The 11,152-nt window shown below is 52.4% G+C and carries 9 protein-coding genes; 3 read left to right on the forward strand and 6 right to left on the reverse strand.

What is annotated here, in order from left to right; genetic code table 11:
* Nucleotides 1-42: 42 nt before the first annotated feature.
* Entirely contained in the window at nucleotides 43-345 is a 303-nt protein-coding gene (locus CHB92_RS26385; protein ID WP_308701860.1) for a SulP family inorganic anion transporter, read from the forward strand.
* Nucleotides 287-1,696 carry a SulP family inorganic anion transporter gene (locus tag CHB92_RS13335; RefSeq protein WP_308701861.1) on the forward strand — a complete coding sequence of 470 codons (1,410 nt, stop codon included), beginning with the start codon at nucleotides 287-289 and terminating at the stop codon, nucleotides 1,694-1,696. Before CHB92_RS26385 ends, CHB92_RS13335 begins: the two co-directional genes overlap by 59 nt.
* 139 nt (nucleotides 1,697-1,835) lie before the next feature.
* Here the strand turns inward: CHB92_RS13335 and CHB92_RS13340 are convergent, their stop codons facing one another.
* The gene (locus CHB92_RS13340) at nucleotides 1,836-2,759 is read right to left on the reverse strand and encodes a LysR family transcriptional regulator (protein WP_089319717.1); all 924 of its coding nucleotides are present in this window, start codon (nucleotides 2,757-2,759) and stop codon (nucleotides 1,836-1,838) included.
* A 302-nt stretch (nucleotides 2,760-3,061) separates the two neighbouring features.
* Between CHB92_RS13340 and CHB92_RS13345 the strand changes: the two genes are divergently transcribed.
* Nucleotides 3,062-3,385 (forward strand): hypothetical protein, encoded by a 324-nt coding sequence (locus tag CHB92_RS13345; RefSeq protein WP_089319718.1) that lies wholly within the window; start codon nucleotides 3,062-3,064, stop codon nucleotides 3,383-3,385.
* Nucleotides 3,386-3,782: 397 nt separating this feature from the next.
* Here the strand turns inward: CHB92_RS13345 and pgl are convergent, their stop codons facing one another.
* The 5 genes from pgl to CHB92_RS13370 all read right to left on the reverse strand — a co-directional run bounded on the left by pgl (nucleotide 3,783) and on the right by CHB92_RS13370 (nucleotide 10,739).
* Nucleotides 3,783-4,514 (reverse strand): 6-phosphogluconolactonase, encoded by a 732-nt coding sequence (gene pgl, locus CHB92_RS13350; protein WP_089319719.1) that lies wholly within the window; start codon nucleotides 4,512-4,514, stop codon nucleotides 3,783-3,785.
* 10 nt (nucleotides 4,515-4,524) lie between these two features.
* Complete coding sequence (gene zwf, locus CHB92_RS13355; RefSeq protein ID WP_089319720.1) at nucleotides 4,525-6,033, reverse strand: glucose-6-phosphate dehydrogenase; 1,509 nt, start codon at nucleotides 6,031-6,033, stop codon at nucleotides 4,525-4,527.
* 70 nt (nucleotides 6,034-6,103) lie between these two features.
* Nucleotides 6,104-7,522, reverse strand: a complete 1,419-nt coding sequence (gndA, locus tag CHB92_RS13360; RefSeq protein ID WP_089319721.1) for an NADP-dependent phosphogluconate dehydrogenase — start codon at nucleotides 7,520-7,522, stop codon at nucleotides 6,104-6,106.
* Between the two features lie 275 nt (nucleotides 7,523-7,797).
* Nucleotides 7,798-8,919 carry a glucose 1-dehydrogenase gene (locus CHB92_RS13365; RefSeq protein WP_089319722.1) on the reverse strand — a complete coding sequence of 374 codons (1,122 nt, stop codon included), beginning with the start codon at nucleotides 8,917-8,919 and terminating at the stop codon, nucleotides 7,798-7,800.
* Nucleotides 8,916-10,739 carry a glycoside hydrolase family 15 protein gene (locus tag CHB92_RS13370; protein ID WP_089319723.1) on the reverse strand — a complete coding sequence of 608 codons (1,824 nt, stop codon included), beginning with the start codon at nucleotides 10,737-10,739 and terminating at the stop codon, nucleotides 8,916-8,918. Before CHB92_RS13370 ends, CHB92_RS13365 begins: the two co-directional genes overlap by 4 nt.
* Between the last annotated feature and the right edge of the window lie 413 nt (nucleotides 10,740-11,152).

The raw sequence follows: 11,152 nt of genomic DNA on the forward strand, positions 1-11,152 counted from the left end.
GTTTTTCCCCTCTATTCGCAAAACCTAACACAGCATAACATTATGAATGAACTAAAATCAGCCTCTCCTGGCAGAGGCCTGGCTGGCCTGCGCGCCAACTTCAAAAGCGACGCCCTCTCCGGTTTCCTGGTGTTTCTGATTGCCCTGCCACTATGCCTTGGCATATCAATGGCCTCCGGCTTCCCCCCTGTAGCCGGTATACTGACTGCTATTATTGGGGGCATGGTGGTCAGCTTTCTGGGGGGGGGCGGAGCTGACGATCAAAGGGCCGGCCGCTGGTTTGATCGTGATTGCGCTCGGCGCTGTGGAGGAACTGGGGCAGGGAGACGCGCTGCTAGGCTATAAACTGGCGCTGGCCACCATTGTAGTGGCGGGGGTAATTCAGGTCCTGTTCGGGTTGCTGCGGAGCGGCGTGTTGGGCGACTTCTTCCCGGCGGCTGCCGTAAGCGGCATGATGACCTCGATTGGCATCATCATCATTTCCAAACAAGTGTTTACCCTGATCGGCGTAAAGCCAGTAGGCAAAGAGCCGCTGGAGCTGTTGGCAGAACTACCGCAGGGTATCGCTCGCCTCAATCCGCAAATAGCCCTCATTGGCTTCATCAGCCTACTTTTGCTGTTCACCTTTCCGCTCTTAAAGAACAAGTACCTGAAGCGACTGCCGGCAGCCCTCCTGGTCATATTGGTGTCTATCCCGCTGGGGTATTACTTTGACCTGGCCCACAGCCATACGTACCTCTTCCTGGACAAGCACCATTACAGCATAGGGCCGGAGTTTCTGGTGTCACTCCCCAAGAGCCTGCTAAGCGCGATCACGTTCCCGGACTTCTCGCAGCTGTTTACGCCTGCCTCCCTAAAATACATCATCATGTTTGCGGTGGTTGGTTCACTCGAAACGATCCTGAGCACGAAGGCGGTGGACATGTTAGACCCTTACAAGCGTAAAGCAGACCTGAACCGGGACATGGTGGGAGTAGGGGTGGGTAACGTGTTGGCAGGGCTGATAGGTGGTTTGCCGATGATCTCCGAGATCGTGCGCTCTTCGGCCAACATAAACAATGGGGGAAAGACCCGCTGGGCTAACTTCTCGCACGGGCTCTGCCTGCTGGTGTTCGTTGCCTTTGCCCCCGGCCTGATTCACCAGATTCCGTTAGCTGCACTGGCTGCCATGCTGATTTTTACGGGTGTCCGGCTGGCATCACCTGGTACCTTTATTCAGACCTTTCACAAGGGCTGGGAACAACTGGTGATCTTCCTGACAACCATCGTCTTCACACTTTCAATCGATCTGCTGGTAGGCATAGCGGCGGGCATAACCCTTGAGTTGCTCATCCTGATGGTGAAAGGGCTCCCGGCGAAGAGTATTTTTAAGCAGGGTATTAAACTCCAACAGCACGAAGACAATGAGTACCTCCATGTAGCCTTATCGGACGGAGCGGTGTTCAGTAATTATATCAACCTGAAAAAGTACCTCGATAGCCTGCCCCGTCAGAAGCACCTCGTGCTCGACTTCTCTGAGACCGTAGTTGTGGACCATACTGTTATGAAGCACCTGCACCAGTACCAGGACGACTATAGGGCGCAGGGTGGATGGCTGGAGATTACCGGACTACACGCGCACAGGCCTGTTTCTAGGCATCCCCTTGCTGCCAGGGTAAGGGCCCGACCTGCGAAGCATGTGAAAGTAGCCGCTTAAAGCTTGTTTGCTCCCCATTAAAACTGTTCCTCTACTACTGTTATAATACCTCCTCTTCAGGATAAGTACAGCCGGGTAAGGGGGTAGCTGAAAAGAGGCCAAGTGCAGCTGGTATGGTTCCGGCTGCACTTGGCTTCTTTTAGAATTGGCTAAGCCAGCTAAACCACTCCTGTATTGTTTTGTCTTTATCTTTTTGCAGGTAATTTAAATAGGCCTTTGCAACAGGCGAGAAGCTTTTGCCTTTTAGCCAGATCAGGTTCCAGGTCGACTTTATCGGAAACCCCTGGACGGGTATAATTTGCAGGTCGCCATTGTTCAACTCATTTTTCACCCCAATCAGGGGCATAATGGAGTAGCCAAGCCCTGCAATCACGGCCTGCTTTACGGCTTCGTTAGAAGTCAGCTCCATCTTCTTTACTACGGGCAGGTTGTTCTGCTTGATAAACTTCTCCATTACATGGCGTGTGCCCGAGCCTGGCTCACGGTAAATTAAAGGGAGGTCCTCCAGAATGCTGTTGTCGTGGAGTTTCCGGTTAAACTCCTGCGCTTTATTGCCCACCAGGTAAAGCTTGTTTTCCATCAACTCGATATTCTCCACCTGCAGGTTTTCGGGCAGGACCGAAACGAGGGAAAAGTCAACCTCGTTCTTCTCCAGGCTTTCGATCACCCGTGCTTTGTTTGTTACGTCCAGCACTAACTCTACCCCGCGGTGCTGCTTTAAGAACTCCGACAGAAAATAAGGCATCACATACTTGCCCGTGGAAACAGCAGTGATCTTTAGGCGACCTGTTAGTTGTCCTTTATAGGCCAGGGTCCTGTTGTTGATGGCGTGCACCTCGTTCACGATCTTCTCGGCACCGGCAGCGATCTCTTTGCCAAAGTCCGTTATAAAAATTCTCCTTCCAACCACTTCTGTCAGGGGCACCTCAAACTGGTCCTGAAGGTTTTTGAGCTGAATAGACACGGCAGGCTGTGTTAAATGCAGTTCCTCAGCCGCTTTTGTGATGCTCTGCGTCTGGGTTATTTTGAGAAACACCTGCAACTGATGTAAGGTGTAGTTTATAAGCTTTGTTTATGGGAATCATTAAAAGTATATATTTTTATTTATATAAGCAATTGCGGATTTTTGTAATACTAAAAGAACAGGAAGCGCCAAACGGGGTGAAGGGAAGGGAAAAAAGGTGCAGCTGCTGAAAGTACGTTTTTGATGCCCTGTACTGCTACAGGAAGCGCCTACTCCCTAGGGATGCTCTGAGTATACCTGCCGCCCGTACCTGCAAATGAAAAGATTATGGCTTACTGTGAAAAGCTACCTTGTCTGAATCTGGTTTAAAGCATTTAATCATATTTCTAAACACAATTTCTATGACATCAATCGATTTAATCAAAGGCGAGTACAGCCCACAGGAGGCCGGGGAGCTAGTTATGAGCATGGTGGACAGCCAGATTAACTTTCACAGTCTTGAAAGCTTAAGATCCTATGTGCAGTTCGGTAAACCAGACCTGGAATCAGAGTTGAGGGTCCAAGAACTTAAAGCATCCAGGGAGCAACTCCTTGCACTAATCCAGAAAGCGAAAGATAACAGCAGCCTTCGAATAGAAGCTGCTTTCCGGTTCAGCATTGATGTGAAGGATCAACCGGAAGAACACATTCAAAAGTTAGGGATTGCCACTTGTGCCGTTGCATAAGCAAAAGTATCTACAGCTCTCCTTTTCCGTGAGTCAGTCCCTCACAGGAAGCTTCCTGTCTCAGTAAGCTGATTTCTTTGATCAGGGTAGATCGCTGCTCGTCCGCTCCAACAATTAGGCAAACGGGTACAGGCGCTTGCCTGAAGCAAGGCTTGTTCTGTTCCCTTGACAGGCTGGTGCAACTATATACCAATGACAAACATGCTGACCTGCTTCTTGGAGAGCATTTCTCCCATGACAGCGATAAGCGAGACTTAGCTATCTAATACTACCACAAGGCAGCGTCTCTCGACCCTAATTTCGCTCCTGCCTGTAATCTCTTGAGTAGAGAGCAAAGGACATGCGATAAAGCAAAAGGCCTCTCAGTATTTGTGAGAGGCCTTTTATGAGGGGTAGGTTATTTACTTTTTTTTAAGCGGGACGCTGCACTTTCATCCACAAACCAGAGTACCTCGCCATTTTTTGGTTGAATGAGTTGGGAGGGGTACTTCTCCGGGTTTCTTTCCCCTTCCAGCACTTCGTATAAGGCGTCGGCTTTATTCTGGCCAAAAGTCAGGAAGACGATCTTTTTTGCCTGGTTAATGAGGGGAGCTGTGAGGGTAACACGGTACATGGACTGGGGGGCCAGGAAATAAGCCTGCACCCAGCGCGATGCCTCGTGCAACACTTCTGTTCCAGGGAACAGAGAGGCCGTGTGCCCGTCATCGCCCATGCCTAACAGGATGAGGTCAAACTGAGGGTTTTCCTGGTCAAAGTGCTGCTGCAACAACTTCTCATACTGTTGGGCAAAAGCCTCTGGTTCTACATTTTCCGACCACATCGGGTACACCTGCTCGGGGGGCACAGGCACCTTGCTCAGGAACGTTTCCGTCGCCATTCTGGCATTGCTTAAATTGTCCGTCAGCGGCACCCAGCGTTCGTCGCCCCAGAAAATGAAGGTCTGCTTCCAGGGCACCTGTTCTACAAAAGGCTGCTGTGCCAGCAGGGAGTACAGCTGCACAGGGGAGGAGCCTCCTGTCAGGGCCACTGTAAAGCGGCCGTTCTTTTCCACGGCCTCCTGTGCTGTTTTTACAAAAAGCGCAGCAGCTTCTTTGCTGAGTTGCGCTTTATCTTCGAATATCTTGATCATAAGCCTACTGTTAATGAGGGTATGTAACTGTCCAGGTATGTCCTTCGCGGGCTATCAGGGCCTCGGCGTTTTCCGGCCCCCACATGCCCGCTGCATAGTTCGGGAACTCCAGGGATGGGCGTGACTCCCAGGTTTCCAGGATAGGGGTGATGACGTCCCAGGCTGTCTCCACCTGGTCTGAGCGCATAAACAGGGTGGCATCGCCCTGCATGGCATCCAGCAGCAAGGTTTCATAGGCCTCCGGCGACTGTGTTCCCTCCGCGCAACGGTTAAAGTCAAAAACCATTTCTGCCGGTGTCAGGGCCATGTCCAGGCCTGTTTTTTTCGCCATAAAGCGCAGGCGGATGTCCATTTCCGGCTGAATGTTGATGATCAGGCGGTTAGGCATGATGTTCTCCGACATGGCCGAAGGGAAAGTCAGGTGTGGTACCGGCCGGAATTGAATGGTGATAGAAGAGCTTTTCTCCTGCATGCGCTTACCAGTGCGCAGGTAGAAAGGCACGCCTTGCCAGCGCCAGTTGTCCAGGTAGAACTTGATGGCCGCATAGGTCTCTGTCCCCGACTTTGGGTCTACCCCGGCCTCCTGGCGGTAGCCGGGCACCTGCTTGCCTTTCAGCCAACCCGGACCGTACTGTCCGCGCACGGCGTACTTGCCTACGTCCTCGCGGCTGTATTTCTTGATGGCATGCAGTACGTCTACTTTGCGGTTACGGATCTCCTCGGCCTCAAAGGTAACCGGGGGTTCCATGGCCACCATGCAGAGCAGCTGCAGGAGGTGGTTCTGGATCATGTCGCGCAGGGCGCCCGAGCTTTCGTAGTACCCGCCCCGGTCCTCTACGCCTACTTCCTCGGCCACTGTGATCTGCACGTACTCGATGTAGTTGCGGTTCCAGAGCGGCTCGAAGAGGGCGTTGGCAAAGCGGAAGGCCAGGATGTTCTGGACGGTCTCCTTGCCCAGGTAATGGTCGATGCGGTAAATCTGCGACTCCTGAAAAGTGCGGGTGAGCAGTTGGTTTAGTTCTTTGGCCGACTTCAGGTCATGGCCAAAGGGCTTCTCCACCACAATCCGGTCCCGCTCCACGTCACTGGCAATGCCCACCTTACCCAAGTTTACCGTAACAGGCTCAATAAAGCGCGGAGCCACCGAAAGGTAGAATAAGTGGTTCGCCCGCGTTCCCCAGGCTTCCTCCAGGGCGTGAATCAGGTCGGCCAGGTCCTGGTAAGAGGATGGGTCGTTGATGTTGGACTGCAGATAGGTGATCGAGTCGCGGAAGGTAGCCCAGGACTTCTCCTCTGGCGCTCCGGTACGTGAGAATTCGCCTACTCCCTCCCGCAGGTGCTCCCGGTACATCACGTCATCCGTCTCGGAGCGTCCCATCCCGATGAGGGCAAAAGGTTCGGGAAGCCATCCGTCCAGAAATAAATTGTAAAAAGCAGGTACTAGTTTTCGCTTGGCTAAGTCTCCGGTGCCCCCGAAGATGACAGCTATAGTGGGTGCCGCTTTGCTGGCTGGTTTCATAATAAAAAGGATAAGATAAAACGAAAGGAAGCCATTCCCTGTGCAGGACGTTTCTTTCTGTGAGATAGTGTTAAGTCCACTGTGTATGGAAGATACCCTCCTGGTCGATGCGCTCGTAGGTGTGCGCCCCGAAATAATCGCGCTGAGCCTGAATAAGGTTCGTTGGCAAGGTCTCGGTGCGGTAAGCATCAAAGTAAGACAGCGCCGACATAAACGCAGGCATCGGGATGCCCTTGTCAATGGCTATTTTAAGGATGGCCCGCACGTCTTCCTGCCGCGCCATCATGTCGCCCCCAACTTTTTTATCCAGCAGCAGATTAGGGAGTGACGGGTTCTGCTCATAGGCTGTGCGTATGTCGGACAGGCAAGCTGCACGTATGATACAGCCGCCCCGCCAGATCTTGGCCACTTCCTGCAGCTGTAGCCCATAGTTATATTCTTCGGAAGCCACCTTCAGTTGCGCAAGGCCCTGTGCGTAGGTAGCGATCATGGCAAAGTAAAAGGTGTTGCGCATCTGGCTTACCAGCTTCTCGCGGTCAGCGTTGATGCTGCTCTGGAGCGCTTCGTTCGGTAATAGCTTCGCGGCCTCCACGCGTTCCTCTTTGTACTTCGACATGTCCCGCATCAGCACGGCTGTGTCGATGGTCGGCACAGGTACCTGCAGGTCCATAGCATTCTGTGAAGTCCACTTGCCGGTGCCCTTGGAGCGGGCCCTGTCGGAGATAACACTGACCAGGCGCTTGCCGGTAAGCTCATCTTTTTTCTGCAGGATGTCCCCGGTGATTTCGATCAGGAAAGACTGCAACTCCGTTTCGTTCCAGCCCTGGAAGATGTCCTGCAGTTCGTCATCGCTCAGCCCCGCACCACGGCGCAGCAGGTCGTAGGTTTCGGCTATCAGCTGCATGATGCCGTACTCGATGCCATTGTGTACCATCTTCACATAGTTGCCAGCAGAGCCGCTGCCCAGGTAAGTCACACAAGGCTCGCCGTTTACTTTGGCGGCCACTGCCTCAAACACGGGGCGAAGTCTTTCGTAGGCTTCCCGGTTACCACCCGGCATCATGCTGGGACCAAAGCGGGCTCCTTTTTCTCCGCCGGAAATGCCCATCCCGAAAAAGTGGATGCCCTGCTCGGCCAGCTCTACGACGCGGCGGTCTGTGTCGGGAAAGTAAGAGTTACCCCCGTCTATCACGATGTCCCCGGGCTCGAGCAGGGGTACTAAAGTGGCGATAACAGCGTCTACGGCTTTGCCCGCCGGTACCAGCAGCATGATAGCCCGAGGTGTGCGGAGCGATTGTACAAACTCTTCAGTAGAGGTCGTACCGCGCACCGGTCTTCCAGCGCCTGCTTCGGCTTCTACTGCCGCTGCCTTCTCCGGGTCCAGGTCCAGGCCTATGACTGAAAAGTCATGGTCAGCAATGTTGAGCATCAGGTTTCTGCCCATTACGCCCAGGCCAACCATTCCAAATTCATATTGTATGTCGTTCATATTAAAATATATGTAGCGTTTACGTCCTTATACTAGTAAGAAGCTTAGCAAAGTAAGCTATATAGAAGTTTCAAGATACTCTAATTTTGGGAGCATTTACAAATCTTCTACTGGTTTATGACTACCTCTGTTGTAAATCCACAGCCCGGTCTGTAAAAAAGCATAAAAGCCTTTCGGAACACCGAAAGGCTTTTATGTTTCCTGTAGATATCTTACCGGTTGGCAGGCAGCCAGGCCAAGAGAGGAGGTAGAAACATCAACGTGCTGTGGAGCGCTTAACCTAGTGGGTTGTCCTGCTGCACCCATTGCAGCACTGTTTTAATGTGGTCTTCGGAGCGTAAGTCCAGGGCTTCCCGGTACTGCTGGTAAGGCATGCGGGCAGTGATGATTTCGTCAACGAGGCTACCCCACTTTGCTTTTGCTTTCTCCAGGTCACTCACGGCCTGAGCATAATGGACGGTGCTGGCGTTTACACTGCCCATTACGATCTGATTCATCAATACCATTTGCTGCATCATGGTAGCACCGGTAATACAAACAGGGCGGTCGCCATGGGCAATACCGGTCATCACGTAAATACCGTTTACGCCGAGGGCATCGATCAATTCAAAGCTCAGTTGAGCCACACCGGTGGCCTCCAATATAAAGTCGATCTGCCCCAGTTGCTCATCAAGTTTGTGTGTGTCTACCTTGCGGCCGTCAATGTAGCCGGCACCAATTCTGCGGAGTATTTCAGGACGCTTGTTCGTTTCGTCTACAATGTCGAGGCCTATTACTTCGGCGCCACGTAAACGCAGGGCAATGGCTGCCAGTATACCGATAGGACCTAAGCCAGCTACCAGGGCTCTTTTGCCGATAAGCCAGGTGCCTTCTTTTTCTTGTGGCAGGCGTGCCGTCTGTATGGCCACTGCTTCTTCGACTGCCTTTTCTACCACTGAGAGGGGCTCGGTAAGCACTCCGACAGAACGTAGCTCCTGGGGTACCTTTACGGCATACTGCTCCTCGTCTACCACATACTCCGTCTCAAAGCCGTGTTTCCCTTTGATGCCTCTTTCGGTGAAAAGACCGGTATAACAAAGGTCACTGCGGTTGCTCAGGCAGGGTGTGCATTGTCCGCAGCCTCTGCGTACCGTCAGCACAGCATAATCCCCCACGGCAAAAGCTTTCACATCAGCGCCTACCTCCACTACTTCGCCGAACATTTCGTGCCCGATCACCAGCTTGTTGGTGCCTTGGGGTACCTCGCCGTAGCCAGCCACTACCTGTTCCCGGTCGGTTCCGCAGATGCCGATCTCAATAATCCTGATCTTGAGCTGGTTTGGCTGGCTGATCGCTGGTTCCGGCATGTCGGTTAGTTCTACTTGCCGCGTTTCGTCTAATAGGGATATTGCTTTCATACCATTGTTCCTTTATCGCTGTGTTTGTTCAACTCTTTGTCTAAGCTGAGGGCAGCGCTGATGAGCCCCAGGTGTGTAAAGGCCTGCGGGAAGTTGCCCAGGTGCTCGCCCTTTGCTCCCAGTTGTTCGGCATACAAGCCCACATGGTTGGCATAGCCCAGCATTTTTTCAAAGAAGAGAGTCGCCTTGTCGAGCTGCCCGGCCCGCGCCAGGCACTCCACGTACCAGAAGGTGCACATCGAGAACGTCCCCTCGCCGCCTGTCAGGCCTTCTACCTCCTCGTTCGGGCGGTAGCGGTACACCATGGAGTCGGAGACGAGCTCTTCTTCAATACGCTCTAGCGTAGAGAGCCACTGCGGGTCGGTCGGGCTGATAAAGCGGATCAGGGGCATGAGCAGGGTGGCAGCGTCCACCGTCTTAGCGCCTTTGTACTGCACAAAAGCTTGTAGCTCCTCATCCCAGTAGTCGTTGTGTATGGCATAAAAGATATTGTCCCGTACTTCCTGCCAGTGTGGAGGCGTGGGGTAGGAGTGGTTCCGGGCAATGCGCAAGCCTCTGTCGATGGCTACCCAGCACATAAGCTTGGAGTAGAGAAACTGCTGCTTGCCACCACGCACCTCCCATATCCCTTCGTCCGGCCTCTGCCAGTTTTGGCACACCCAGTCTACCTGATTCGATAGGTTTTGCCAGAAGCGAAAGGAGATGGGTTGCACATATTTGTCGTAGAGGTAGACAGAGTCCAGCAGCTCCCCGTAAATATCGAGCTGTATCTGGTCATAAGCGCCGTTTCCGATCCGCACGGGCCGGGATTGCTTGTAGCCCTCCAGGTAGTTTAGTTCTGTTTCGTGCAAGTCTAAGCTGCCGTCCAGGTTATACATCAGGCGCAAATAGCCTGCTTCCCCAATGTCGTCGCATTGCTTTTCCACCCACTTCATAAAGGCCGTGGCCTCTTTCTTATAGCCGAGGTTGATAAGGGCATAAATGGTAAAGGAAGCATCCCGAATCCAGGTATAGCGGTAGTCCCAGTTCCGAACCCCGCCCAACTCTTCGGGCAGGCCGAAGGTAGGGGCCGCCACGATGGAGCCATAGCGGTAAGAGGTCATCAGTTTAAGGACTAAGGCAGAGCGGTGCACCACCTCCATCCAGCGGCCCCGGTAATTACACTTGGCTGACCAGTTCTTCCAGTAATTGATGGTGTCAAACAGGCTCTTTTCTACAAAGGCCCTTAAGTCTGCTATGCCGGGAGAACTTACGTCTACCTCCTCCAACAGGAAATCAGCCATTCCGCCTGCTGCTAAGGTAAACTCTGCGTAACCGTCGCCGTTCCGGTGCTGTAGCGGAACACTGCTTTTTAGCCGAAGCACTAACTGATCGTCGCCTTCGCTTCTGAAGATAAGCTGGTGGTCGTTGACCTGTTCGACGGAGTGGGCAGAACGGGCATAGTTGAAGCGCGGACAGCACTCCACCTTAAAACGCATTTGCCCTTTAATGCAGGCCACCCTGCGGATGATCTCTTTGCCACCGTACATCTCTTCCTCCGGCATAAAGTCCGTGATTTCGGCTACGCCTTCTTCTGACAGGAAGCGGGTCAGCAGCACATTGGTTTCTGGCAGGTAGAGTTGCTTGTGGTTGATGTCTTCGAGTAAGGGGTGTATGTTAAAGTAACCCCCTTTTTCTTTGTCCAGCATGGCGGCAAACACGGTAGGGGAGTCAAAATCAGGAAAGCACATGAAGTCGATAGAGCCTCGCTTGCTTACCAGGGCCACGGAATTCAGGTCGCCTATAATTCCGTAATCCTCAATTGGTTGGTATTCTTTCATAGTCGTTGCGTGTACTCTCGTTAAGCAGGGAGAGTTTGAAGTTTGCCTAAATGTGGTGTTAGTGTAGCGGCTAAAGAAGGCTGGTTCTTTCCCCTGCGGCTGCTTTTTTAACTTTCCACTCTACTAAATACTCATAATGCTATAGAAGTGTTTTCCTATACTCCTGGCTCCTGAGATAGGGGATGTTTATGCACTTGTGGGGCCTGCAAACGGAGAATACTAGCTGGCACATCTTGTTGCTCTTCTTATAGGCCTTCTATGAAAAATTAAGAGGATAAAGGCTAGGCTTTGTCTGATGAATCAAACGATAGTTCATCTTGGCTTGTTAGTAAATCATGAGACGATACGAGTTAAATGATGAACAGTGGGGGAAGATATCGGATTTGTTTCCTGATAGTGAAGGACAGCGCGGG

It is taken from the genome of Pontibacter ummariensis, from assembly GCF_900188175.1.
In the GTDB taxonomy this organism is placed as follows: Bacteria; Bacteroidota; Bacteroidia; order Cytophagales; family Hymenobacteraceae; genus Pontibacter; species Pontibacter ummariensis.

Excerpts from the sequence above, each read along its gene's own strand:
- CHB92_RS13370 (WP_089319723.1), bottom strand. The coding sequence starts at position 10,739 with ATGAAAGAATACCAACCAATTGAGGATTACGGAATTATAGGCGACCTG.
- CHB92_RS13365 (WP_089319722.1), bottom strand. The coding sequence starts at position 8,919 with ATGAAAGCAATATCCCTATTAGACGAAACGCGGCAAGTAGAACTAACC.
- gndA (WP_089319721.1), bottom strand. The coding sequence starts at position 7,522 with ATGAACGACATACAATATGAATTTGGAATGGTTGGCCTGGGCGTAATG.
- pgl (WP_089319719.1), bottom strand. The coding sequence starts at position 4,514 with ATGATCAAGATATTCGAAGATAAAGCGCAACTCAGCAAAGAAGCTGCT.
- CHB92_RS13345 (WP_089319718.1), top strand. The coding sequence starts at position 3,062 with ATGACATCAATCGATTTAATCAAAGGCGAGTACAGCCCACAGGAGGCC.
- zwf (WP_089319720.1), bottom strand. The coding sequence starts at position 6,033 with ATGAAACCAGCCAGCAAAGCGGCACCCACTATAGCTGTCATCTTCGGG.
- CHB92_RS26385 (WP_308701860.1), top strand. The coding sequence starts at position 43 with ATGAATGAACTAAAATCAGCCTCTCCTGGCAGAGGCCTGGCTGGCCTG.